Genomic DNA, 25,241 nt, shown 5'->3' with positions numbered 1-25,241 from the left:
GTTGTGTTTTTTTTCTTCATGTATTGACGGTAGCACTTGTCAAAGGCTCGCGTTTTGCGTAATATTCGCGCCCTATTGTGAATATTTATAGCGCACTCTGATTCATACGAGGACGTGCGCGGAAGCGGAGTTTATATGTACGCGGTTTTCCAAAGTGGTGGTAAACAACACCGAGTAAGCGAAGGTCAGACCGTTCGCCTGGAAAAGCTGGACATCGCAACTGGCGAATCTGTTGAGTTCGCAGAAGTTCTGATGATCGCAAACGGTGAAGAAGTCAAAATCGGCGTTCCTTTCGTTGATGGCGGCGTTATCAAAGCTGAAGTTGTTGCACACGGTCGTGGCGAGAAAGTTAAAATCGTTAAGTTTCGTCGTCGTAAGCACTACCGTAAGCAGCAGGGCCACCGTCAGTGGTTCACTGATGTGAAAATTACTGGCATCAGCGCCTAAGACCTGAGGAGAGATTTAAATGGCACATAAAAAGGCTGGCGGCTCCACACGTAACGGTCGCGATTCAGAAGCTAAACGCCTTGGCGTTAAGCGTTTCGGTGGCGAATCCGTTCTGGCGGGTAGCATCATCGTTCGTCAACGTGGTACCAAATTCCACGCTGGCAACAACGTAGGTTGCGGTCGTGACCACACTCTGTTTGCTAAAGCAGACGGTAAAGTGAAATTTGAAGTTAAAGGCCCGAACAACCGTAAATACATCAGCATCGTTGCTGAGTAAGGTTTTCTCGGTCCGGTAACGGATTAAAGCCCCGCAACCTGTTGCGGGGCTTTTTACATTGGAAACCCGGTAATTTTTTCTGTAGGGAAAACGGGCATGAAGCAGCAGGCCGGCATTGGTATTCTTTTGGCGCTCACTACCGCAATGTGCTGGGGTGCGCTGCCAATTGCAATGAAGCAGGTACTGGAAGTGATGGAGCCGCCTACGGTGGTCTTTTATCGCTTTCTGATGGCAAGCATCGGCCTCGGGGCCATTCTCGCTATCAAAGGTAAGCTTCCACCCTTGCGGCTCTTTCGCAAACCGCGCTGGCTGGTATTGCTGGCTATCGCGACGGGCGGTCTGTTCGGTAACTTCATCCTGTTCAGCTCTTCCCTGCAATATCTCAGCCCCACGGCGTCGCAGGTGATAGGTCAGCTTTCACCGGTGGGCATGATGGTCGCCAGCGTCTTTATCCTCAAGGAAAAGATGCGCGGTACGCAGATTATCGGGGCAAGCATGCTGCTGTGCGGTCTGGTGATGTTCTTCAACACCAGTCTGATTGAGATTTTCACCCGCCTGACGGATTACACATGGGGTGTAATTTTCGGCGTGGGGGCGGCAACGGTCTGGGTGAGCTATGGCGTCGCACAAAAGGTGTTATTGCGTCGTCTTGCCTCACAGCAGATCCTCTTTTTGCTGTACACTTTGTGTACAATAGCATTGCTGCCATTAGCAAAGCCGGGTGTGATTTCCCAGCTTAGCGACTGGCAACTGGCGTGCCTCATTTTTTGTGGGCTGAACACGCTGGTCGGTTATGGCGCGCTGGCCGAAGCGATGGCGCGCTGGCAGGCGGCACAGGTGAGCGCGTTAATTACGCTTACTCCGCTGTTTACGCTGTTATTTTCAGATTTGTTATCAATGGCCTGGCCCGATGTCTTCGTCAGACCGATGCTCAACCTGTTGGGTTATCTCGGTGCGTTTGTCGTGGTTGCGGGCGCGATGTATTCCGCCATTGGTCATCGTCTTTGGGGACGTTGGCGCAAAAATGAAGCGGTTGTAGTAGTCCCCCGCTCAGGCGAATGAGTTACGGAGAGTAAAATGAAGTTTGTTGATGAAGCGACGATCCTGGTCGTGGCTGGTGATGGCGGCAATGGTTGCGTGAGCTTCCGCCGTGAAAAGTATATCCCACGTGGCGGTCCTGACGGCGGCGACGGCGGGGATGGTGGTGACGTGTGGCTGGAGGCGGATGAGAACCTCAACACGCTGATCGACTACCGTTTCGAAAAATCCTTCCGCGCTGAACGTGGCCAGAACGGCCAGAGCCGTGACTGTACCGGGAAACGCGGTAAAGACGTCACCATTAAAGTTCCGGTCGGTACGCGTGTGATTGACCAGGGAACCGGTGAAACCATGGGTGACATGACCAAGCACGGTCAGCGCCTGATGGTGGCGAAAGGCGGCTGGCACGGTCTGGGTAACAGCCGTTTCAAATCCTCCGTTAACCGTACTCCGCGTCAGAAAACGATGGGTACGCCGGGCGATAAGCGCGATCTGCAGCTGGAGCTGATGCTTCTGGCAGACGTGGGCATGCTGGGTATGCCAAACGCCGGTAAATCGACGTTCATTCGCGCCGTTTCTGCGGCGAAACCAAAAGTGGCGGACTATCCGTTTACCACGCTGGTACCAAGCCTGGGCGTTGTCCGTATGGATAACGAGAAGAGCTTTGTGGTTGCCGATATTCCGGGTCTGATTGAAGGCGCTGCGGAAGGCGCGGGTCTGGGTATTCGCTTCCTGAAACACCTTGAGCGTTGCCGCGTGCTGCTGCACCTTATCGATATCGATCCTATCGACGGTTCCGATCCGGTTGAAAACGCCCGCATCATCATCGGTGAGCTGGAAAAATACAGCGAAAAACTGGCGAATAAACCACGCTGGCTGGTCTTCAACAAGATCGACCTGATGGACAAGGCCGAAGCGGAAGCGAAAGCTAAAGCGATTGCTGAAGCGATGGGTTGGGAAGATAAATACTACCTGATCTCTGCGGCAAGCCAGGTTGGCGTGAAAGATCTGTGCTGGGATGTGATGACCTTCATCATTGAGAACCCAATTGTTCAGGCGGAAGAAGCGAAACAGCCTGAAAAAGTCGAATTCATGTGGGATGACTACCACCGTCAGCAGCTCGAAGAGCTGGAAACGGAAGAGGATGATGAAGACTGGGACGATGACTGGGATGAAGACGACGAAGAAGGCGTCGAGTTCATCTACAAGCACTAATATCTGTCCAAAGCCCCCATTATGGGGGCTTTTTTTATTCCAGCGTTGCGGGTAGCCAGCAGCTGGCGATCAAACCACCTTCAGCGCCATTCTCAAGCGTCAGCCTGCCGTGATGGAGTTGTACGATGCGCTGCACGATACTCAGCCCCAGACCGCTGCCACCGTAGCGCTGGTCAAGACGGCGGAATGGCTCGGTAATTGACTGTCGGTGCGCGTCATCAATACCGGGCCCCTGATCGATCACGCTGATCTGCGTCCCCCCGTCGACCCCGGTTAATGTCACTGTAATCGTTGTCCCTGCCGGGCTGTAGCGCCCGGCATTCTCCAGCAGGTTGCGCAGCATCAGACGCAGGAGCACGGCATCTCCCTGAACCGTGAGCACGCTTTTAGCGGGCCAAATCACCGTATGCTCTTTGGCTTCATGGCCCAGGCCGAGAGGTTCAATGATATTTTCCGTCCAGCTCACGGTTTCGTAGTGGCCGCTGGCCATTGCCTGTCCGGCACGGGCCAGCATCAGCAGCTGTTCGACGGTATGCATGAGCTGATCGATACGGCTAATTAACGTCACGGCCTGTGGTGCGCCTGACTGGGCCATGAGCTCCAGATGAAGCCGTATACCGGCGAGGGGCGTTCGAAGCTCGTGCGCGGCGTCAGCGGTGAAGAGACGCTCCTGCTGAATGGTATTGTCCAGCCGGGCGAGCAGCTGATTCAGGGAAGTTGTCACCGCGCCGATTTCTTCCATGTCGGAATACATAGGAAGCGGAGTTAAGTTATCTGCCGAACGGTTAGCCAGGCTGTCACGCAGTTTATTCAGCGGTTGGGTTATCCAGGTGACTGCCCAGAACGAGAAAAACAGCGTAAAGCCTACCATCACCAGAGAAGGGACGAGAAGGGAAGCAATCGCTTCGCGGATCTCTTTTTCGACATGGTTATTACGGGCTTTTGCCGACAGCGTTTCATTCACCAGAAAACCGATCTGCTCGCGGCTTTCATGCCACAGCCAGATCACGCTTATCAGCTGGAAAAATAAGAGAATGACCGCCAGCAGCACCATTAAACGCCGACGCATGCTGTTCATTTCTGACTCTCAAGGCGATAGCCAACGCCACGGACGGTTTTGATTCTGTCCTTGCCGAGCTTGCGACGCAGGTTATGGATGTGAACTTCAAGGGTATTTGATCCCGGATCGTCCTGCCAGGAGTAGATATCCTGCTGGAGGGTCTCTCTGTGCACCGTTTGCCCGCTGCGCATAATCAGACGCGTAAGCAAGGCGAACTCTTTTGGCGTCACCTCTACCGCCTGGTCCCGGCGCAGTACCTGCTGGGTTTGCAGATTCAGAGTAATATCGCCGTCGGTCAGTAAGTTATCACTATGGCCCTGATAGCGGCGAATCAACGCCCGCACCCGTGCCTGCAGCTCCGCGAGCGCGAAAGGCTTCACCAGGTAATCATCTGCGCCTGCATCGAGGCCGGTGATGCGATCTTCAATGGCATCGCGTGCCGTCAGGATCAACACCGGGTTGGCGATACCGCGGCGTCGCCACTGGCTGAGCAGCGTGGCGCCGTCTTTATCAGGCAAGCCCAAATCGAGGATCACCAGACTGTATTCGCCGCTCTGGATCAGGGCGTCCGCCTCCGCTGCGGTGCCAGCACAGTCGAGGGCATACCCTTCATTGGCCAGCCCCAGCGCCAGCCCTTCCTGCAATAACAGATCGTCTTCAACTATGAGTAGTTTCATCGCTAGTTATTCTGGTAGATGTCCTTATAAAGCCTGCTTTCGAAGCGAACAAGCGGAATACGGCGATTGCGCTGGTCGGTCGGTTCGACGGCATAGCCGGAAAGATACTGCACGAATGCCATGCGTTGTCCGCTGGCGGTAGTGATGAAGCCTGCAAGGTTGTAAACCCCCTGCAGCGAGCCTGTCTTAGCGGATACTTTGCCATCCACGCCGGCAGCGTGAAGCCCGGCGCGATACTGCAGCGAACCGTCATGCCCGGCCAGCGGCAGCATTGAAATAAAGTTTAGCTCAGTGTCATGCTGTGCAATGTACTGAAGCACCTGCATCATCGTGGCCGGAGAGATCAAATTATGACGCGATAATCCGGAGCCATCGACGGCGATGGTATTACCCAGCTCGATCCCGGCCTGCTGGCGCAGGATCTGACGAACGGCGTCTGAACCTGCGCGCCAGGTTCCCGGCACGCCGAAACGCGCGTGGCCAATCATGCGAAACACGGTATCGGCAATCATGTTGTCAGACTTTTTCAGCATGATTCGTAGTAAATCGTGCAGCGGCGGAGACTGTTTGCTGGCGATGACCGTGCCGGGCTGGTTAATCTGCGTCTGGCGAAGCAGCGTGCCGCTGTATGTAATGCCCGCTTGTTTCAGCTCATCTTTCAGAATGGCACCCGCATAGCTTGCGCCATCCTGTATCGCAAAGGCTAGCGGCAGCGGATCGGCGCGCTGCGTCAGGCAGCCGGTAAGCGTGAAGCGGTTAAGATCGCCCGGCACGACGTCCAGCTCACAATATTGCGCATCCGGGGAGCCTTTCGCCAGCGTTCGGACCTGACTAAACATTGTGACCGGGTAGTAGGACGCTATGCGGATAAACGCTAAATCGTCTGGCTTTGGCGCGCTGTAAAGCGAAACCGAGAAGCAGTTACGGTCAACAATCGCGGCGGCGGGCGGGGCGCTAAAACATTGGGTCATGTCGTTCCACGGCCAGCCTGGGGCTTTATCGTGGCTGGCAAAGATGGACGTGTCGATCAGCACATTGCCATCAATTTTCTGTACGCCCGATTTTTTCAGTACCGCAACCATATTGCGGATATCCTGGCGCTTAAAGGTCGGATCGCCGCCAAAACGGGCGATAAGATCGCCTTTCAGTTCGCCACCCTCGACGTTACCTTTGGTCTCGAGTGTGGTCGTAAAACGGAAGTCAGGCCCGAGCTGGAGCAGGGCGGCGAGGGCAGTGATCACCTTTTGGGTACTGGCAGGCAGCGCCATCTGTTGACTATGATAGTCAATCTCGGGAGCCTGTGCGCCAACCTTCTGCACCATCAGGGCAAGGTTCGCGCCTGCGGGGAGCTGATTAATGTACTCATCAACATTCGCGGCCTGGGCGGTGAACGTTATACTGGTAGTCAATCCGATGATAAATCTGGAAAATCGCATAATCTCGCGCTAACAACCCGAAAACAAACCGCCATACTACGGTGCATGGCACTGCAAAGTAAACGATGACCCATAATGAACTTCGCGGTAAAATGCATATCAAATTGAAAAATTGCTGCTGACCTGGGGCATTGCTCCCGGGTCGGTTTTCTTTTTGCTTCTTGCCCGCTTAGGGGGGCAGGAGCAGGGAACACTGCTCCCAACAGGAATGTTTAAGAGGTATAACAAATGCAAGCTATTCCGATGACCTTACGTGGTGCCGAAAAACTGCGCGAAGAGCTGGATTTCCTGAAATCCGTACGTCGCCCTGAAATCATCGCCGCTATCGCGGATGCGCGCGAGCATGGCGACCTGAAAGAGAATGCTGAATACCACGCCGCGCGTGAGCAGCAGGGCTTCTGTGAAGGGCGTATTAAAGATATCGAAGCAAAACTGTCCAATGCACAGGTTATCGATATCACCAAAATGCCTAATAATGGGCGTGTGATCTTTGGTTCTACCGTTACCGTGCTGAACCTGGACAACGACGAAGAGCAGACCTATCGCATCGTGGGTGATGATGAAGCAGACTTCAAACAGAACCTGATTTCAGTGAACTCCCCGATTGCTCGCGGCCTGATTGGCAAAGAGCAGGACGATGTTGTCACCATCCGCACCCCTGGCGGTGAAGTGGAATACGAAATTATCAAGGTTGAATACCTGTAATTCGCTTCTCTACTAAGATGTTGATACATTGTAAAGAAAAGAAAAAGGCCGCATAGCGGCCTTTTATCAACTCAAGGAGCATGGCATTTTGCTCGCCTGCTGACAGAAATCCCTCGTTTCACACAGAAAATGTGTTTGATTCAGGATATCCTTAGCGTGGCAGCGAGATTTTACGCTCTTTAGATGGGCGGTAGAGCACCAGCGTTTTACCGATGACCTGTACATTACAGGCGCCGGTTTCGCGCACGATGGCTTCCACGATCAGGTTTTTAGTGTCTCTGTCTTCAGAGGCGATTTTCACCTTGATCAGCTCGTGGTGTTCCAGCGCTTGTTCAATCTCGGCAAGCACCCCTTCGGTCAAACCATTGTTGCCAAGCATGACTACAGGCTTGAGCGGATGTGCCAGACCTTTTAGGTGCTGTTTTTGTTTAGTACTCAGATTCATCGTATATTTTTGCTTACGTTGGGATTGAAAACGGTTCATTCTACCGCCATCTCCCTTATATCGCCAAATAGCTGCGTAGAAATTTACGTCACAGGCAGGTAACGATGAACCAGGACGGAAATGTTAAATGACAGGTAAAAAGCGTTCTGCCAGCTCCAGCCGCTGGCTTCAGGAACACTTTAGCGATAAATATGTTCAACAGGCACAGAAAAAGGGGTTACGTTCCCGTGCCTGGTTTAAACTTGATGAAATACAGCAAAGTGACAAACTTTTTAAGCCGGGGATGACGGTTGTTGACCTCGGTGCGGCACCTGGCGGATGGTCCCAGTATGCGGTAACGCAGATCGGCGGAACGGGCCGAATCATCGCGTGCGATCTTTTACCAATGGATCCCATCGTCGGTGTCGACTTCCTTCAGGGCGACTTTCGTGATGAATTAGTGCTGAAAGCGTTACTTGATCGTGTAGGTGACAGTAAGGTCCAGGTTGTCATGTCAGATATGGCACCAAATATGTGCGGAACACCGGCGGTGGATATCCCCCGCGCCATGTATCTGGTGGAGCTAGCGTTAGAAATGTGTCGTGATGTACTAGCGCCTGGTGGTAGTTTTGTTGTGAAGGTGTTTCAGGGCGAAGGTTTCGAGGAGTATCTTAAGGAAATTCGCTCCCTGTTTGCGAAGGTTAAAGTTCGTAAGCCGGACTCTTCCCGGGCCCGTTCCCGAGAAGTGTATATTGTAGCGACCGGGCGAAAATGATAACCGGTAGATTTCAGGCGAAAGTTTGAATGAAACTGGATATAGAGTATCCTGACGCTGTTTTTAACACAGTTGTAATATGAGGTTAATCCCTTGAGTGACATGGCGAAAAACCTAATACTCTGGCTGGTCATTGCCGTTGTGCTGATGTCAGTATTCCAGAGCTTTGGGCCCAGCGAGTCGAATGGCCGCAAGGTGGATTATTCTACCTTCCTGCAGGAGGTCAATCAGGACCAGGTTCGCGAAGCGCGTATCAACGGACGTGAGATCAACGTTACCAAGAAAGATAGTAACCGTTACACGACTTACATCCCGGTGAACGATCCTAAGCTGCTTGATAACCTTCTGACCAAAAACGTCAAGGTGGTAGGTGAGCCGCCAGAAGAACCAAGCCTGCTGGCTTCTATCTTCATTTCCTGGTTCCCGATGCTGCTTCTTATTGGCGTCTGGATCTTCTTTATGCGTCAGATGCAGGGCGGCGGTGGCAAAGGTGCCATGTCGTTCGGTAAGAGCAAGGCGCGTATGCTGACGGAAGACCAGATCAAGACCACGTTTGCTGATGTCGCCGGTTGTGACGAAGCGAAAGAAGAGGTGGGTGAACTGGTTGAATACCTGCGTGAACCGAGCCGTTTCCAGAAGCTGGGCGGTAAGATCCCGAAAGGCGTGCTGATGGTTGGCCCTCCGGGTACCGGTAAAACCCTGCTGGCGAAAGCCATCGCAGGTGAAGCGAAGGTGCCGTTCTTTACTATTTCAGGTTCTGACTTCGTCGAAATGTTCGTGGGTGTCGGTGCATCTCGTGTGCGTGACATGTTCGAGCAGGCCAAGAAGGCAGCACCGTGCATTATCTTCATCGATGAAATCGACGCCGTGGGCCGCCAGCGTGGCGCAGGCCTGGGCGGTGGTCACGATGAACGTGAACAGACGCTAAACCAGATGCTGGTTGAGATGGACGGCTTCGAAGGTAACGAAGGTATCATCGTTATCGCGGCGACTAACCGTCCGGACGTACTTGACCCCGCGCTGCTGCGTCCAGGCCGTTTCGACCGTCAGGTTGTTGTGGGTCTGCCGGACGTTCGCGGCCGTGAACAGATTCTGAAAGTTCACATGCGTCGCGTACCGCTGGCGCCAGATATCGACGCGGCAATCATTGCGCGCGGTACCCCGGGCTTCTCCGGTGCTGACCTGGCGAACCTGGTCAACGAAGCTGCTCTGTTTGCCGCTCGCGGTAACAAGCGCGTCGTATCGATGGTGGAGTTTGAGAAAGCGAAAGACAAAATCATGATGGGTGCGGAACGTCGCTCCATGGTGATGACGGAAGCGCAGAAAGAGTCCACGGCATACCACGAAGCGGGTCACGCGATTATTGGTCGCCTGGTGCCGGAACACGATCCGGTGCATAAAGTGACGATTATTCCGCGCGGTCGTGCGCTGGGTGTGACTTTCTTCCTGCCTGAAGGCGACGCGATCAGCGCCAGCCGCCAGAAGCTGGAAAGCCAGATTTCGACCCTGTACGGCGGTCGTCTGGCAGAAGAGATTATCTACGGTGTGGAACATGTTTCTACCGGTGCGTCCAACGACATTAAAGTTGCGACAAACCTGGCGCGTAACATGGTGACGCAGTGGGGCTTCTCCGACAAACTCGGTCCGCTGCTGTATGCAGAGGAAGAGGGTGAAGTATTCCTGGGCCGTTCTGTGGCTAAAGCGAAACATATGTCCGATGAGACGGCTCGTATCATCGACCAGGAAGTAAAATCTCTGGTAGAGCGTAACTACGCACGTGCACGCCAGATCCTGAACGACAATATGGACATCCTGCATTCGATGAAAGATGCGCTCATGAAATATGAGACCATCGATGCACCGCAGATTGACGACCTGATGGCGCGCCGTGAAGTGCGTCCGCCAGCAGGCTGGGAAGACCCAGGCGCTTCCAATAATTCTGACAACAATGGCACCCCGCGTGCGCCGCGTCCGGTTGATGAACCGCGTACGCCAAACCCGGGCAACACCATGTCAGAACAGTTGGGCGATAAGTAAGTCACTGCTGTTGAAGCGTTTGTCTGTACTTCAAACCCTGGAGCTTGCTCCGGGGTTTTTCATTTCTGTTTAACGATATAGATACCAGGGATTTCGCCATGAAATTATTCGCTCAGGACTCGCATCTCGATCTTTCACATCCCCATGTGATGGGGATCCTGAATGTTACCCCTGACTCCTTCTCTGACGGCGGCACGCATAACACGCTTATCGAGGCGGTTAAGCACGCGAATTTAATGATTAATGCGGGTGCCACCATCATTGACGTGGGCGGTGAATCGACGCGTCCTGGTGCAGCGGATGTGTCTGTGGAAGAAGAACTGGCGCGCGTGGTGCCGGTGGTTGAAGCTATCGCGCAGCGGTTTGAAGTATGGATCTCCGTTGATACCTCTAAACCCGAAGTGATTCGTGAAGTGGCGAGAGTGGGCGCTCACATTATCAATGATATTCGTTCACTCACTGAGCCTGGCGCACTGGAAGCAGCAGCAGAGACGGGATTACCGGTATGCCTGATGCACATGCAGGGCCAACCGAAAACCATGCAGGAAGCACCGAAGTACGACGATGTCTTTGCCGACGTGAATCGCTTCTTTATTGAGCATATCGCGCGCTGCGAACGTGCAGGTATCCCAAAAGAGAAATTGCTGCTCGACCCGGGGTTCGGTTTCGGTAAAAATCTCTCCCACAATTATGCGTTGCTTGCGCGCTTATCGGAATTCCATCACTTTGACCTGCCGCTGCTGGTGGGGATGTCGAGAAAGTCGATGATTGGGCAGTTGCTGAACGTGGGGCCGAGCGAACGCCTGAGCGGCAGCCTGGCCTGCGCGGTGATTGCGGCGATGCAGGGCGCGCACATTATTCGTGTCCATGACGTCAAAGAAACAGTAGAAGCCATGCGTGTGGTGGAAGCCACACTGGCAGCGAAGGAAAACAAACGCTATGAGTAATCGTAAGTATTTTGGTACCGATGGTATCCGTGGGCGTGTAGGCGATGCTCCCATCACCCCTGATTTTGTCCTGAAGCTCGGCTGGGCTGCTGGCAAAGTGCTGGCGCGTCATGGTTCCCGTAAGATCATTATCGGTAAAGACACCCGTATTTCCGGCTATATGCTGGAGTCCGCGCTGGAGGCGGGTCTGGCGGCGGCTGGACTGTCCGCGTCCTTTACGGGCCCAATGCCAACGCCTGCAGTCGCGTATCTGACGCGCACCTTCCGTGCGGAAGCGGGGATTGTTATCTCAGCTTCTCACAACCCGTTCTACGACAACGGCATTAAATTCTTCTCCATTGACGGCACCAAGCTCCCGGATGACGTGGAAGAAGCCATTGAAGCCGAAATGGAAAAAGAGATCACCTGCGTTGATTCCGCAGAGCTGGGTAAAGCGAACCGTATCGTTGATGCGGCGGGCCGTTATATCGAATTCTGTAAAGGCACCTTCCCGAATGAGCTAAGCCTTGCTCACCTCAAAATTGTGGTGGACTGTGCTAATGGCGCGACCTATCACATCGCCCCGAATGTTTTCCGCGAACTGGGTGCGAAAGTCATCACCATTGGCTGCGAGCCGGATGGTCTGAACATTAACGAGCAGGTCGGCGCAACTGACGTTCGTGCCCTGCAGGCGCGTGTTCTGGCAGAGAAAGCCGACCTGGGCATTGCGCTGGACGGCGACGGTGACCGCGTGATCATGGTCGACCACGAAGGTAACAAGGTCGACGGCGATCAGATCCTCTACATCATTGCCCGTGAGGGCCTGCGTCAGGGCCAGCTGCGCGGCGGTGCGGTGGGCACGCTGATGAGTAACATGGGCCTGGAACTGGCGCTGAAACAGCTCGGTATTCCGTTTGTCCGCGCGAAAGTGGGTGACCGCTATGTGCTGGAAAAATTGCAGGAGAAGGGCTGGCGCATCGGCGCAGAAAACTCGGGTCACGTTATCCTGCTTGATAAAACCACAACCGGTGACGGTATCGTGGCCGCGCTGCAGGTGGTTGCCGCAATGGCGCGCAACCATATGAGCCTGCACGATCTGTGCAGCGGGATGAAAATGTTCCCACAGATCCTGGTTAACGTACGCTTCACTGCCGGTAAAGGCGATCCTCTGGAAAATGAGAACGTTAAAGCGGTGATGACTGACGTTGAAGCGGCCCTGGGCAATCGTGGACGCGTGCTGTTGCGTAAGTCCGGTACTGAACCGCTGATCCGCGTGATGGTGGAAGGTGAAGACGAAGCGCAGGTAACCGAATTTGCACACCGTATTGCGAATGCTGTAAAAGCTGCATAATCGTGCACGCTAAATGTATAAAAAGGCGGCTTTTGTCGCCTTTGTTTTAAGCAATTAATGGCTTTTTGCTGTTTTTTTCCGCAGTTGATACAATGCGTCAAAAATGCCCTTGCGAAGGTCATTCGCTTTGGTTAGTATTCACACCCGCTTCAGTGGGAAACAAAAATCCTGCTAATTGGTCGAAGCATTGGTATGCGGCAAATCCGCAAGGAACAGGTTGATTATGTACGAAGCTCTTTTAGTTATTTTCCTTATTGTAGCCATCGCTCTCGTAGCGCTGATCATGCTGCAGCAAGGTAAAGGCGCTGATATGGGAGCCTCCTTCGGAGCAGGCGCTTCCGGTACGCTGTTCGGTTCAAGTGGTTCTGCGAACTTCATGACCCGCACAACGGCGATTCTGGCTACGCTGTTCTTCATCATCAGCCTGGTGCTTGGCAATATCAACAGCAACAAGACCAGCAAAGGAAGCGAGTGGGAAAATCTGAGCGCGCCAGCGAAAACTGAGCAGACTCAGCCAGCTGCACCGGCTAAGCCAACCAGCGATATCCCGCACTAAGTATTCTGTACCGAGGTGGTGGAATTGGTAGACACGCTACCTTGAGGTGGTAGTGCCCTAACGGGCTTGTGGGTTCGAGTCCCATCCTCGGTACCAATATTCCAGAAGAAAGACGTCGAAAGACGTCTTTTTTTTCGTCTGTAGATTGCGAGTCCCCGATCTTTTGTAGGGCGGGAAAGCGCATGCGCCACCCGCCATGTTGCCCGGTGGTCTGCGCTTACCGGGCCTACGAAAATCAAAATAAAAAAGGCGCCCTGTGGGCGCCTTTTGCATGTTACATCAGCGATTACTTCTTATCGCTGTGCTCCAGGTTTTCAACCTGCGGCAGACCGTTACCTGAACTGGCGGAGAGCAGGCCATTCTCAACATAGTTGAACAGCTTCTCGCGGGTATCGGTGATGTCCAGATTACGCATGGTCAGCTGGCCAATACGATCGTCCGGCGAGAACACGGATTCACCTTTCTCCATGGTCAGACGCTCTGCTTTATAGGTCAGGTTGTCAGACACGGTGTTCAGGATGGAGTAGTCGTTACCGCGACGCAGTTCCAGCGTGACTTCACCGGTGATCGCGCTTGCCACCCAACGCTGCAGCGCATCGCGCAGCATCAGCGCCTGTGGATCGAACCAGCGGCCCTGATACAGCAGTTTACCCAGCTGACGGCCATGAGAGTGATACTGCTCAATGGTGTCTTCGTTGTGAATGCCGGTCAGAAGACGCTCGTAAGCGATGTGCAGCAGCGCCATTCCTGGGGCTTCATAGATGCCACGGCTTTTCGCTTCGATGATACGGTTTTCAATCTGATCGCTCATGCCCAGACCGTGACGACCGCCAATACGGTTAGCTTCCAGCATCAGTTCAACATCATCAGAGAAGGTTTTACCGTTCAGCGCAACCGGATGGCCGCGTTCGAAACGTACGGTAACTTCTTCAGCCTGGATTTTGACGTTATCGTCCCAGAACTTCACGCCCATGATCGGGTTAACGATCTTCACGCTGGAGTTCAGGAATTCGAGGTCTTTAGCTTCGTGCGTCGCACCCAGCATGTTGGAGTCGGTGGAGTAGGCCTTCTCGACTGACATCTTATAGTCGAAACCGCAGGCGATCATAAACTCAGACATCTCATGACGGCCACCCAGCTCGTCGATGAAGTCGGTATCCAGCCACGGCTTGTAGATCTGCAGTTCGGCGTTGGTTAGCAGGCCATAACGATAGAAACGTTCAATATCGTTACCTTTATAGGTGCTACCGTCACCCCAGATGTTGACGCCGTCTTCTTTCATTGCTGCAACCAGCATGGTACCGGTGACCGCACGGCCCAGCGGGGTGGTGTTGAAATAGGTCAGGCCGCCGGTGGTGTTATGGAACGCACCGCACTGAATAGCCGCGATACCTTCAGCGACCAGTTGCTTACGGCAGTCAATCAGGCGCGCGTTCTCTGCACCATACTCTTTAGCGCGACGAGGAATGGCATCATAGTCGTCCTCATCCGGCTGACCCAGGTTCGCAGTATAGGCGTACGGAACCGCTCCCTTCTGGCGCATCCACAGCAGTGCAGCGCTGGTATCCAGGCCGCCTGAGAAAGCGATGCCAATACGTTGTCCTACCGGAAGATGCTTGAGAATCGTCGTCATAGAATAAAACCCTGCTTGATTGACTGATTAGAGACCGCTTTCGCTCTCTTGTGCATTTTTATGCAAAATAAGTGAGTATTCATTTAATCATCTTTTGGCGAAGACCGGAAGAGAGTCGTGCGTTTTTTGTAAAAATTTTGGTCTAATCGATCTGGCGGAAGTTGGGTTGACAGGTGGGGTCAACTATCAATATACTAAACGCCGATTTTACGTCCCGTCTTCGGTACCAAATCCCAGCATTATTTGCAAATTCTGTCCAAAACGCGTAGAATTTGCCACGTTTCAGGCGCGGGGTGGAGCAGCCTGGTAGCTCGTCGGGCTCATAACCCGAAGGTCGTCGGTTCAAATCCGGCCCCCGCAACCACTTTCCCATAAAGTTCTTTTTCAAATATACTGTGAAGACTTAGAGCCTTCGTAGCTGGATTTGAAAAAATTCTTTCGGAAAGTGCTCCAGGCCACAGTTGTGGCTATAGGGTTCAGTTATCTAAAGCCCCGATTTATCGGGGTTTTTTGTTATCTGACTACAGAATAACTGGGCTTTACGCCCTTTTTTTATGTCTTGGGGGTGGGCTTGTCCACATTAGAGCAAAAATTAACAGAGATGATTACTGCACCGGTCGAAGCACTGGGCTACGAACTGGTCGGCATCGAATTCGTTCGCGGCCGTACATCGACGCTGCGCATCTATATTGATAGTGAAGATGGCATCAATGTTGATGATTGTGCTGATGTCAGCCACCAGGTGAGTGCGGTTCTTGATGTTGAAGACCCGATTACCGTTGCGTACAACCTGGAAGTTTCCTCACCTGGCCTCGATCGCCCGATGTTCACGGCCGAGCACTATGTGCGCTTTACCGGTGAAGAAGTGGCTCTCGTTCTGCGTATGGCCGTACAGAACCGCCGTAAATGGCAGGGAATTATCAAAGCCGTTGATGGTGAAATGATCACGGTGACAGTCGAAGGCAAAGATGAAGTGTTCGCGCTGAGTAATATCCAGAAGGCGAACCTGGTTCCCCACTTTTAACAGTCTGGATTGAGGTGAAAAGCCCGCGATGAACAAAGAAATTTTGGCTGTTGTTGAAGCCGTCTCCAACGAGAAATCACTGCCGCGTGAGAAGATTTTCGAAGCGCTGGAAAGTGCACTGGCTACAGCAACCAAGAAAAAATACGAACAAGAGATCGATGTTCGCGTAGAAATCGATCGTAAAAGCGGTGACTTCGACACATTCCGTCGTTGGGTAATCGTTGAAGAAGTGACCCAGCCGACCAAAGAGATCACGCTGGAAGCCGCCCGTTTTGAAGACGAAAGTCTGAACGTGGGTGAGTACGTTGAAGATCAGATTGAATCTGTGACCTTCGACCGTATCACGACCCAGACCGCTAAACAGGTTATCGTGCAGAAAGTGCGCGAAGCCGAGCGCGCGCTGGTTGTCGATCAGTTCCGCGATCAGGAAGGCGAAATCATCACCGGCGTGGTGAAGAAAGTGAACCGCGACAACATCTCCCTGGAGATCAAATCCGAAGGGTTGCCGGGTAACGCTGAAGCCGTGATCCTGCGTGAAGATATGCTGCCGCGTGAAAACTTCCGTCCAGGCGACCGTATCCGCGGTGTTCTGTACGCCGTTCGTCCTGAAGCGCGTGGTGCACAGCTGTTCGTGACCCGTTCTAAACCAGAAATGCTGGTAGAACTGTTCCGTATCGAAGTGCCGGAAATCGGTGAAGAAGTTATCGAGATTAAAGCGGCGGCTCGCGATCCGGGCTCCCGTGCGAAAATTGCGGTGAAAACCAACGACAAGCGTATCGACCCGGTCGGTGCTTGCGTCGGTATGCGCGGTGCGCGCGTTCAGGCAGTTTCAACTGAGCTGGGCGGCGAACGTATTGATATCGTTCTGTGGGATGACAACCCGGCGCAGTTCGTGATCAACGCAATGGCTCCAGCTGATGTGGCGTCTATCGTTGTTGACGAAGACAAACACACCATGGATATCGCTGTTGAAGCGGGCAACCTGGCGCAGGCAATCGGCCGTAACGGTCAGAACGTACGCCTGGCGTCACAGCTGAGCGGCTGGGAACTCAACGTAATGACCGTTGATGACCTGCAGGCTAAGCATCAGGCTGAAGCCCATGCGGCGATCGATACCTTCACTAAATACCTGGATATTGACGAAGACTTCGCCACTGTTCTGGTTGAAGAAGGTTTCTCTACGCTGGAAGAACTGGCCTACGTGCCAATGAAAGAGCTGCTGGAAATTGACGGTCTGGATGAACCAACCGTTGAAGCCCTGCGTGAACGCGCTAAAAACGCACTGACCACCCTGGCACTGGCTCAGGAAGAAAGCCTTGGCGATAAGAAGCCGGCTGATGACCTGCTGAATCTGGAAGGTCTTGATCGTGCGATTGCGTTCAAGCTGGCTGCCCGTGGTGTTTGTACGCTGGAAGATCTCGCTGAGCAAGGCGTTGATGACCTGGCTGATATCGAAGGTTTAACCGACGAGAAAGCCGGCGAGCTCATCATGGCCGCACGTAATATTTGCTGGTTCGGCGACGAAGCGTAATAAACTGTAGCAGGAAGGAACAGCATGACTGATGTAACTGTAAAATCGCTGGCTGCTGAGATTCAGACCTCCGTGGACCGCCTGGTACAGCAATTTGCTGATGCAGGGATCCCGAAGTCCGCTGATGACTCGGTGACCGCGCAAGAAAAACAAACCTTGTTAACGCACCTGAACCGTGAACACGGTTCTACGCCTGACAAGTTAACGCTGCAGCGCAAAACGCGTAGCACGTTAAACATCCCTGGTACCGGTGGCAAAAGCAAATCGGTCCAAATTGAAGTCCGCAAGACGCGCACCTTTGTAAAACGTGATCCGCAAGAGGCAGAACGCCTTGCCGCGGAAGAGCAGGCACAGCGTGAAGCGGAAGAACAAGCTCAGCGTGAGGCGGAAGCAACCGCCAAACGTGAAGCAGAATTAAAAGCTGAACGTGAGGCCGCAGAAAAAGCGAAACGCGACGCAAGTGATAAAGTGAAGCGTGACGCTGCGGAAAAAGACAAAGTGAGCAATCAACAGACAGACGAAATGACCAAAACCGCCCAGGCTGAAAAAGCCCGCCGTGAAAATGAAGCTGCCGAGCTGAAGCGTAAAGCGGAAGAAGAAGCCCGCCGTAAGCTGGAAGAAGAAGCTCGCCGCGTCGCCGAAGAAGCGCGCCGTATGGCAGAAGAAAACGAGAAGAATGGTGTGAATACCGTTGAGCCGACTGAAGACACCAGCGACTATCACGTGACCACTTCTCAGCATGCGCGTCAGGCTGAAGATGATAACGACCGTGAAGTTGAAGGCGGTCGTGGCCGTGGCCGTAATGCAAAAGCAGCGCGTCCGGCGAAAAAAGGCAACAAGCACGCTGAATCCAAAGCTGACCGTGAAGAAGCACGCGCTGCTGTTCGCGGCGGTAAAGGCGGTAAGCGTAAAGGTTCCGCTCTGCAGCAGAGCTTCCAGAAGCCTGCTCAGGCCGTTAACCGTGACGTCGTGATTGGCGAAACCATCACCGTTGGCGATCTGGCGAACAAGATGGCGGTTAAAGGCTCTCAGGTCATCAAAGCGATGATGAAACTGGGCGCCATGGCGACCATCAACCAGGTCATCGACCAGGAAACCGCACAGCTGGTTGCTGAAGAGATGGGCCACAAAGTTATCCTGCGTCGTGAAAACGAGCTGGAAGAAGCAGTAATGAGCGACCGTGATACTGGCGCTGCGGCTGAACCGCGTGCACCGGTTGTGACCATCATGGGTCACGTTGACCACGGTAAAACCTCTCTGCTTGACTACATTCGTTCTACTAAGGTTGCCTCTGGTGAAGCGGGTGGTATTACCCAGCACATCGGTGCTTACCACGTAGAAACCGAAAACGGCATGATCACCTTCCTGGATACCCCAGGCCACGCAGCGTTTACCTCAATGCGTGCTCGTGGTGCTCAGGCAACGGATATCGTTGTACTGGTTGTTGCCGCAGACGACGGCGTGATGCCACAGACCATCGAAGCTATCCAGCACGCGAAAGCGGCGCAGGTGCCTCTGGTTGTTGCAGTCAACAAAATCGATAAGCCAGAAGCCGATCTGGACCGCGTGAAGAACGAACTGTCTCAGTACGGCGTTATGCCGGAAGAGTGGGGCGGTGAAGCGCAGTTCATCCCAGTATCTGCGAAAGCGGGTACCGGTATCGACGACCTGCTGAACGCGATCCTGCTGCAGGCTGAAGTACTGGAGCTGAAAGCGATCCGTAATGGTATGGCGAGCGGCGCGGTAATCGAATCCTTCCTGGATAAAGGTCGTGGTCCGGTTGCAACCGTTCTGGTTCGTGAAGGTACGCTGAACAAGGGCGACATCGTTCTGTGTGGCTTCGAATACGGCCGCGTTCGTGCGATGCGTAACGAACTGGGTCAGGAAGTTCTGGAAGCGGGTCCGTCCATTCCAGTGGAAATCCTGGGTCTGTCCGGTGTTCCGGCTGCCGGTGACGAAGTGACCGTTGTGCGTGACGAGAAGAAAGCGCGTGAAGTTGCGCTGTATCGTCAGGGCAAATTCCGTGAAGTTAAACTGGCTCGCCAGCAGAAATCTAAACTCGAGAACATGTTTGCCAACATGACCGAGGGCGAAGTTCACGAAGTGAACATCGTTCTGAAAGCTGACGTTCAGGGTTCTGTGGAAGCGATCTCCGACTCCTTGCTGAAACTGTCTACCGACGAAGTGAAAGTGAAGATCATCGGTTCTGGCGTAGGTGGTATCACCGAAACCGACGCGACCCTGGCTGCTGCCTCCAACGCTATCCTGGTTGGCTTCAACGTTCGTGCGGATGCATCTGCGCGTAAAGTAATTGAAGCCGAAAGCCTGGATCTGCGTTACTACTCCGTCATCTATAACCTGATCGACGAAGTGAAAGCAGCGATGAGCGGCATGCTGTCTCCTGAGCTGAAACAGCAGATCATCGGTCTGGCTGAAGTACGTGACGTGTTCAAATCACCGAAATTCGGTGCGATCGCGGGCTGTATGGTTACCGAAGGTAACATCAAGCGTCACAACCCAATCCGCGTACTGCGTGACAACGTGGTTATCTACGAAGGCGAGCTGGAATCCCTGCGCCGCTTCAAAGATGACGTTAACGAAGTCCGTAACGGCATGGAATGTGGTATCGGCGTGAAGAACTACAACGACGTTCGCGTTGGCGATATGATCGAAGTGTTCGAGATCATCGAAATTCAGCGTACCATCGCTTAATCTTCGTCGGCTTTTGGGCCGCCACTGCGTTGGCTGCGCTCGTTCACCCCGGTTACATAGTTATCTATGCTCCCGGGGATTCACGAGCTTGCCGCCTTGTTGCAACCCAAAATCCTTAGAAGATTAACTAGCGTAGGCCGGGTAAGCGAAGCGCCACCCGGCAATAATTTTAAAAGGGGCTTTTAGCCCCTTTTTTGTCTGGAGAATTTATTATGGCGAAAGAATTTGGTCGCCCTCAGCGCGTAGCGCAGGAAATGCAGAAAGAGATCGCACTCATTCTGCAACGTGAAATTAAAGACCCGCGCGTCGGCATGATGACCACCGTTTCCGGTGTCGAAATGTCCCGCGATCTGGCGTATGCAAAAGTGTTCGTCACCTTCCTGAACGATCAGGACGAAGCGGCAGTGAAAAACGGCATTAAAGCGCTGCAGGAAGCCTCTGGTTTCATTCGCTCTCTGCTCGGCAAAGCGATGCGCCTGCGTATCGTGCCTGAGCTGACCTTCTTCTACGACAACTCGCTGGTCGAAGGTATGCGTATGTCCAACCTGGTGACCAGCGTGGTTAAACATGACGACGAACGTCGTGTTAACCCGGCGGACGACAGCAAGGAGGACTAATGAGTCGTCCTCGTCGTCGCGGTCGCGACGTGCATGGTGTGCTGCTGCTGGATAAACCCCAGGGCGCTTCCAGCAACGACGTGCTGCAGAAAGTTAAGCGTATTTATAACGCCAACCGTGCGGGCCACACCGGCGCGCTCGATCCGCTGGCGACCGGTATGCTGCCGGTCTGCCTGGGGGAGGCGACAAAGTTTTCCCAGTACCTGCTCGACTCGGATAAGCGTTATCGCGTTATCGCGAAGCTAGGCCAGCGTACGGATACCTCCGACGCGGATGGTCAGGTGGTGGAAGAGCGCCCGGTGACCTTCAGCGCCGAACAGCTTGATGCGGCGCTGGAGAGCTTCCGCGGGGACACGATGCAGGTGCCGTCGATGTATTCGGCGCTGAAATATCAGGGCAAGAAGCTCTACGAATATGCGCGCCAGGGCATTGAAGTCCCGCGTGAAGCCCGTCCGATAACCGTGTATGAGCTGCTGTTTATTCGCCACGAAGGTGATGAGCTGGAGCTGGAAGTACACTGTTCGAAAGGGACCTATATTCGCACCATCATCGACGACCTCGGTGAAAAGCTGGGCTGTGGCGCGCATGTGATCTACCTGCGCCGTCTGGCGGTAAGCAAGTACCCGGTGGAGCGGATGGTGACCCTGGAATATCTGCGCGAGCTGGTAGAACAGGCGGAAGCGCAGGGGATTGCGCCGGCAGATTTGCTGGATCCCTTGCTGATGCCGATGGACAGTCCGGCAGCGGACTTCCCGGTTGTTAATCTTCCTTTAACATCGTCCGTTTACTTTAAGAACGGCAACCCGGTTCGTACGGCGGAAGCGCCGCTTGAAGGACTGGTACGCGTGACCGAAGGTGACGAAGGGAAATTCATCGGTATGGGCGAAATGGATGGCGAAGGGCGCGTTGCGCCGCGTCGTCTGGTCGTCGAATATCCGGTCGACGCGTGACGGTGATAACGGCTTACCTTGCGATAAGCAGGGGAGACGAGTAGAATATCGCCGCTTAACGCCTGGTAAATTGTTTAACAATCTGCGAGGCGTACATGGGATTGCTGAATTAGAGATCGGCATCCTTACATTCTTTATATTTTGGAGTTTGAAAATGTCTCTAAGCGTTGAAGCTAAAGCTAAAATCGTTTCTGAGTTTGGTCGTGGTACTAACGACAGCGGTTCTACCGAAGTTCAGGTTGCACTGCTGACTGCACAGATTAACCACCTGCAGGGTCACTTTGCAGAGCACAAAAAAGATCACCACAGCCGTCGTGGTCTGCTGCGTATGGTTTCTCAGCGTCGTAAACTGCTCGACTACCTGAAACGTAAAGATGTTGCACGCTACACCGCGCTGATCGAGCGTCTGGGTCTGCGTCGCTAAGTCTTGCGAGTTTCAGAAAAGGGGGCCTGATGGCCCCTTTTTTCAACCAGACGGCAGCAATTCACTGGAAACTATTGTATTGTTGCTATAAATGATCTTCATTGCAGAGGTTCGCGCGGCTAATGAGAGGCTTCACCCATGGGGGTGTTGGTTGTCATTAGTCGCGAGGATGCGAAGAAGGTCGGGTTAAATCGACAGCACACCGGTGGTGTGCTGTCAAACATTTAAGAAAGGACAGAACTTTGCTGAATCCGATCGTTCGTAAATTCCAGTATGGTCAACATACCGTCACGCTGGAAACCGGCATGATGGCACGTCAGGCTACTGCTGCCGTTATGGTAAGCATGGATGACACTGCGGTATTCGTTACCGTTGTTGGCCAGAAAAAAGCTAAACCAGGTCAGGACTTCTTCCCGCTGACCGTTAACTACCAGGAGCGTACCTACGCTGCCGGTAAAATCCCGGGTGGTTTCTTCCGTCGTGAAGGCCGCCCAAGCGAAGGCGAAACCCTGATTGCGCGTCTGATTGACCGCCCGGTTCGTCCGCTGTTCCCGGAAGGCTTCGTTAACGAAGTACAGGTTATCGCGACCGTTGTTTCCGTTAACCCACAGGTTAACCCGGACATCGTTGCCATGATCGGCGCATCCGCTGCCCTGTCACTGTCTGGTATTCCATTCAATGGCCCAATCGGTGCCGCGCGCGTTGGCTACATCAATGACCAGTACGTGCTGAACCCAACCCAGGAAGAGCTGAAAGAAAGTAAGCTGGACCTTGTTGTTGCGGGTACTGAAGCGGCTGTGCTGATGGTTGAATCCGAAGCTGAACTGCTGAGCGAAGACCAGATGCTGGGCGCTGTGGTATTTGGCCACGACCAGCAGCAGATCGTTATCCAGAACATCAACGACCTGGTGAAAGAAGCCGGTAAACCACGTTGGGACTGGCAGCCAGAAGCGGCAAACGACGCGCTGAACGCACGCGTTGCAGCCCTGGCAGAGTCTCGCCTGAGCGATGCGTACCGCATCACTGACAAACAGGAGCGTTACGCTCAGGTTGACGTGATCAAGTCTGAAACTATCGCGACCCTGGTTGCTGAAGACGAAGCGCTGGACGCTAACGAACTGAGCGACATCCTGCACGCAATCGAGAAAAACGTTGTTCGTAGCCGTGTGCTGGCAGGCGAGCCGCGTATCGATGGCCGCGAAAAAGACATGATCCGTGGTCTGGATGTGCGTACTGGTGTTCTGCCACGTACTCACGGTTCCGCGCTGTTCACCCGTGGCGAAACGCAGGCGCTGGTTACCGCGACCCTGGGTACTGCACGTGACGCACAGATCATCGACGAACTGATGGGCGAGCGCACTGACAGCTTCCTGTTCCACTACAACTTCCCTCCGTACTCCGTAGGCGAAACCGGTATGGTTGGCTCGCCGAAGCGTCGTGAAATTGGTCACGGTCGTCTGGCGAAGCGCGGCGTGCTGGCAGTAATGCCAGAAGCCGACAAATTCCCGTATACCGTTCGTGTAGTGTCTGAAATCACCGAATCCAACGGTTCTTCTTCCATGGCTTCCGTGTGTGGTGCTTCTCTGGCGCTGATGGATGCAGGCGTGCCAATCAAAGCCGCCGTTGCGGGTATCGCAATGGGCCTGGTGAAAGAAGGCGACAACTTCGTTGTTCTGTCTGACATTCTGGGTGATGAAGACCACCTGGGCGATATGGACTTCAAAGTAGCGGGTTCCCGCGAAGGTATCTCTGCGCTGCAGATGGATATCAAAATTGAAGGTATCACCAAAGAGATCATGCAGGTTGCTCTGAACCAGGCTAAAGGTGCGCGTCTGCACATCCTGGGCGTGATGGAACAGGCGATTAACGCGCCGCGTGGCGACATTTCTCAGTTCGCTCCACGTATCCACACCATCAAGATCAATCCAGACAAGATCAAAGATGTTATCGGTAAGGGCGGTTCCGTAATCCGTGCGCTGACCGAAGAGACTGGCACCACCATCGAAATCGAAGATGACGGTACTGTGAAGATCGCAGCAACCGACGGCGAGAAAGCGAAATTCGCGATCCGTCGCATCGAAGAAATCACTGCAGAGATCGAAGTGGGCCGCGTCTACGCAGGTAAAGTGACCCGTATCGTTGACTTTGGCGCGTTCGTTGCCATTGGTGGCGGTAAAGAAGGTCTGGTTCACATCTCTCAGATCGCTGACAAGCGCGTTGAGAAAGTGACCGATTACCTGCAGATGGGTCAGGAAGTACCGGTGAAAGTTCTGGAAGTTGATCGCCAGGGCCGTATCCGTCTGAGCATTAAAGAAGCAACCGAGCAGTCTCAGCCAGCTGCTGCGCCAGAAGCACAGGCAGCAGAACAGCAAGGCGAGTAAGTTGCCATTTGCCCTCCGCTTTGCGGAGGGCCTATTATCAGGCAGGACGCCTTGTTAAGCCGCCGGGGGACAGGACGTTCATCCAATAGTTGTCTTCGGGAGTGGGAAATGAAGCCTTTTTTGCGCTGGTGTTTCGTTGCGACAGCTTTAACGCTGGCAGGATGCAGCAACTCTGCCTGGCGTAAGAGCGAAGTCCTCGCAGTGCCATTGCAACCGACTTTGCAGCAGGAAGTGATCCTGGCACGCATGGAACAAATACTTGCCAGTCGGGCTTTAACCGATGAAGAACGCGCACAGCTTTTATATGAGCGCGGAGTGTTGTATGATAGTCTCGGTCTGAGGGCATTGGCGCGAAATGATTTTTCACAAGCGCTGGCTATCCGACCTGATATGCCTGAAGTATTCAATTACTTAGGCATTTATTTAACGCAGGCAGGCAATTTTGATGCTGCCTATGAAGCGTTTGATTCTGTACTTGAGCTTGATCCAACTTACAACTACGCGCACTTGAATCGCGGTATCGCATTGTATTACGGCGGTCGTGATAAGTTAGCGCAAGATGATCTGCTGGCGTTTTATCAAGACGATCCTAATGATCCTTTCCGTAGCCTGTGGCTTTACATCGTTGAGCGGAAGCTCAATGAGAAGCAGGCAAAAGAGGCACTGAAACAGCGCTTCGATAAATCGGACAAGGAACAGTGGGGATGGAACATTGTCGAGTTCTACCTGGGCAACATTAGCGAAGCAACGCTGATGGAACGCCTCAAGGCGGACGCAACGGATAACACCTCGCTCGCTGAGCATCTCAGTGAAACCAACTTCTATTTAGGTAAGTACTACCTAAGTCTGGGGGATATGGACAGCGCTACGGCACTGTTCAAATTAGCGGTTGCTAACAACGTACACAACTTCGTTGAGCACCGTTATGCATTGTTGGAATTATCGCTCTTGGGCCAGGAGCATGACGACCTGGCAGAATCGGACCAGCAATAGCTGACGACATAAACATCAGCCCGTAATCTTTTGATTGCCATCATCTTAACTG

23 protein-coding genes and 2 tRNA genes are annotated in these 25,241 nt (G+C 53.5%); 20 read left to right on the top strand and 5 right to left on the bottom strand.

Annotation, left to right across the window (positions count from 1 at the left end; translation table 11 throughout):
- The first annotated feature begins 135 nt into the window (after positions 1 to 135).
- From rplU to cgtA, 4 genes are all read left to right on the top strand, one after another.
- Entirely contained in the window at positions 136 to 447 is a 312-nt protein-coding gene (gene rplU, locus ACZ6J2_RS14375; protein WP_003025032.1) for a 50S ribosomal protein L21, read from the top strand.
- Between the two features lie 19 nt (positions 448 to 466).
- Positions 467 to 724 carry a 50S ribosomal protein L27 gene (gene rpmA, locus ACZ6J2_RS14370; RefSeq protein ID WP_004385076.1) on the top strand — a complete coding sequence of 86 codons (258 nt, stop codon included), beginning with the start codon at positions 467 to 469 and terminating at the stop codon, positions 722 to 724.
- Positions 725 to 820: 96 nt separating this feature from the next.
- Entirely contained in the window at positions 821 to 1,786 is a 966-nt protein-coding gene (locus ACZ6J2_RS14365; protein WP_023309346.1) for a DMT family transporter, read from the top strand.
- 15 nt (positions 1,787 to 1,801) lie between these two features.
- Positions 1,802 to 2,977 carry an Obg family GTPase CgtA gene (gene cgtA, locus ACZ6J2_RS14360; RefSeq protein ID WP_262770393.1) on the top strand — a complete coding sequence of 392 codons (1,176 nt, stop codon included), beginning with the start codon at positions 1,802 to 1,804 and terminating at the stop codon, positions 2,975 to 2,977.
- A 34-nt stretch (positions 2,978 to 3,011) separates the two neighbouring features.
- On the opposite strand, the gene pmrB is transcribed toward cgtA, so the two are convergent.
- From pmrB to dacB, 3 genes are read right to left on the bottom strand one after another with little or no spacing between them, the layout of a single operon-like run.
- Positions 3,012 to 4,055 carry a two-component system sensor histidine kinase PmrB gene (pmrB, locus tag ACZ6J2_RS14355; RefSeq protein ID WP_471726023.1) on the bottom strand — a complete coding sequence of 348 codons (1,044 nt, stop codon included), beginning with the start codon at positions 4,053 to 4,055 and terminating at the stop codon, positions 3,012 to 3,014.
- Entirely contained in the window at positions 4,052 to 4,714 is a 663-nt protein-coding gene (gene pmrA / locus ACZ6J2_RS14350; RefSeq protein WP_033146744.1) for a two-component system response regulator PmrA, read from the bottom strand. The genes pmrB and pmrA overlap by 4 nt, the downstream gene beginning before the upstream one ends.
- 2 nt (positions 4,715 to 4,716) lie before the next feature.
- Positions 4,717 to 6,150, bottom strand: coding sequence for a serine-type D-Ala-D-Ala carboxypeptidase (gene dacB / locus ACZ6J2_RS14345; protein WP_471726022.1), 1,434 nt, complete (start codon positions 6,148 to 6,150; stop codon positions 4,717 to 4,719).
- Positions 6,151 to 6,378: 228 nt separating this feature from the next.
- Here dacB and greA point away from each other — a divergent pair, with 228 nt between their 5' ends.
- The gene (gene greA / locus ACZ6J2_RS14340; protein ID WP_014171793.1) at positions 6,379 to 6,855 is read left to right on the top strand and encodes a transcription elongation factor GreA; all 477 of its coding nucleotides are present in this window, start codon (positions 6,379 to 6,381) and stop codon (positions 6,853 to 6,855) included.
- A gap of 151 nt (positions 6,856 to 7,006) precedes the next feature.
- On the opposite strand, the gene yhbY is transcribed toward greA, so the two are convergent.
- Complete coding sequence (yhbY, locus tag ACZ6J2_RS14335; RefSeq protein ID WP_003861814.1) at positions 7,007 to 7,300, bottom strand: ribosome assembly RNA-binding protein YhbY; 294 nt, start codon at positions 7,298 to 7,300, stop codon at positions 7,007 to 7,009.
- Between the two features lie 127 nt (positions 7,301 to 7,427).
- On the opposite strand from yhbY, the gene rlmE reads away from it, so the two are divergent.
- The 6 genes from rlmE (at position 7,428) to ACZ6J2_RS14305 (ending at position 13,020) form a co-directional block, all read left to right on the top strand.
- Positions 7,428 to 8,054 carry a 23S rRNA (uridine(2552)-2'-O)-methyltransferase RlmE gene (gene rlmE, locus ACZ6J2_RS14330; RefSeq protein WP_003861812.1) on the top strand — a complete coding sequence of 209 codons (627 nt, stop codon included), beginning with the start codon at positions 7,428 to 7,430 and terminating at the stop codon, positions 8,052 to 8,054.
- A 102-nt stretch (positions 8,055 to 8,156) separates the two neighbouring features.
- The gene (gene ftsH, locus ACZ6J2_RS14325; RefSeq protein ID WP_010436002.1) at positions 8,157 to 10,091 is read left to right on the top strand and encodes an ATP-dependent zinc metalloprotease FtsH; all 1,935 of its coding nucleotides are present in this window, start codon (positions 8,157 to 8,159) and stop codon (positions 10,089 to 10,091) included.
- Between the two features lie 98 nt (positions 10,092 to 10,189).
- Positions 10,190 to 11,038, top strand: a complete 849-nt coding sequence (gene folP, locus ACZ6J2_RS14320; RefSeq protein ID WP_023309340.1) for a dihydropteroate synthase — start codon at positions 10,190 to 10,192, stop codon at positions 11,036 to 11,038.
- Positions 11,031 to 12,368: a phosphoglucosamine mutase gene (gene glmM / locus ACZ6J2_RS14315; protein WP_471726020.1), complete on the top strand. Its 1,338-nt coding sequence runs from the start codon at positions 11,031 to 11,033 to the stop codon at positions 12,366 to 12,368. Before folP ends, glmM begins: the two co-directional genes overlap by 8 nt.
- Before the next feature lie 223 nt (positions 12,369 to 12,591).
- A complete protein-coding gene (gene secG, locus ACZ6J2_RS14310) occupies positions 12,592 to 12,924 on the top strand; it encodes a preprotein translocase subunit SecG (RefSeq protein WP_023333590.1) in 333 nt (110 codons plus the stop codon).
- A 9-nt stretch (positions 12,925 to 12,933) separates the two neighbouring features.
- Positions 12,934 to 13,020: transfer RNA gene (locus ACZ6J2_RS14305), tRNA-Leu, on the top strand.
- A 190-nt stretch (positions 13,021 to 13,210) separates the two neighbouring features.
- Here ACZ6J2_RS14305 and argG read toward each other — a convergent pair.
- The gene (argG, locus tag ACZ6J2_RS14300) at positions 13,211 to 14,557 is read right to left on the bottom strand and encodes an argininosuccinate synthase (RefSeq protein ID WP_333090897.1); all 1,347 of its coding nucleotides are present in this window, start codon (positions 14,555 to 14,557) and stop codon (positions 13,211 to 13,213) included.
- 287 nt (positions 14,558 to 14,844) lie between these two features.
- Between argG and ACZ6J2_RS14295 the strand changes: the two genes are divergently transcribed.
- From ACZ6J2_RS14295 to nlpI, 9 genes are all read left to right on the top strand, one after another.
- Positions 14,845 to 14,921, top strand: a tRNA-Met gene (locus ACZ6J2_RS14295).
- Positions 14,922 to 15,128: 207 nt separating this feature from the next.
- On the top strand, positions 15,129 to 15,581 hold the full coding sequence (gene rimP / locus ACZ6J2_RS14290) for a ribosome maturation factor RimP (RefSeq protein WP_014833432.1): 453 nt from the start codon (positions 15,129 to 15,131) through the stop codon (positions 15,579 to 15,581).
- A gap of 28 nt (positions 15,582 to 15,609) precedes the next feature.
- Positions 15,610 to 17,112 carry a transcription termination factor NusA gene (nusA, locus tag ACZ6J2_RS14285; protein ID WP_029739628.1) on the top strand — a complete coding sequence of 501 codons (1,503 nt, stop codon included), beginning with the start codon at positions 15,610 to 15,612 and terminating at the stop codon, positions 17,110 to 17,112.
- A gap of 24 nt (positions 17,113 to 17,136) precedes the next feature.
- On the top strand, positions 17,137 to 19,824 hold the full coding sequence (gene infB / locus ACZ6J2_RS14280; protein ID WP_029739629.1) for a translation initiation factor IF-2: 2,688 nt from the start codon (positions 17,137 to 17,139) through the stop codon (positions 19,822 to 19,824).
- A 212-nt stretch (positions 19,825 to 20,036) separates the two neighbouring features.
- Entirely contained in the window at positions 20,037 to 20,441 is a 405-nt protein-coding gene (rbfA, locus tag ACZ6J2_RS14275; protein WP_003024988.1) for a 30S ribosome-binding factor RbfA, read from the top strand.
- Positions 20,441 to 21,391 (top strand): tRNA pseudouridine(55) synthase TruB, encoded by a 951-nt coding sequence (gene truB / locus ACZ6J2_RS14270; protein ID WP_471726018.1) that lies wholly within the window; start codon positions 20,441 to 20,443, stop codon positions 21,389 to 21,391. Before rbfA ends, truB begins: the two co-directional genes overlap by 1 nt.
- 154 nt (positions 21,392 to 21,545) lie before the next feature.
- Positions 21,546 to 21,815, top strand: a complete 270-nt coding sequence (rpsO, locus tag ACZ6J2_RS14265; RefSeq protein ID WP_003861789.1) for a 30S ribosomal protein S15 — start codon at positions 21,546 to 21,548, stop codon at positions 21,813 to 21,815.
- A gap of 242 nt (positions 21,816 to 22,057) precedes the next feature.
- On the top strand, positions 22,058 to 24,196 hold the full coding sequence (gene pnp / locus ACZ6J2_RS14260) for a polyribonucleotide nucleotidyltransferase (protein WP_023309332.1): 2,139 nt from the start codon (positions 22,058 to 22,060) through the stop codon (positions 24,194 to 24,196).
- A gap of 108 nt (positions 24,197 to 24,304) precedes the next feature.
- On the top strand, positions 24,305 to 25,189 hold the full coding sequence (gene nlpI / locus ACZ6J2_RS14255) for a lipoprotein NlpI (protein ID WP_149367574.1): 885 nt from the start codon (positions 24,305 to 24,307) through the stop codon (positions 25,187 to 25,189).
- Positions 25,190 to 25,241 lie beyond the last annotated feature (52 nt).

Source organism: Enterobacter sp. E14S (assembly GCF_055666685.1).
This window is presented reverse-complemented; position numbering and strand designations above follow the sequence as displayed.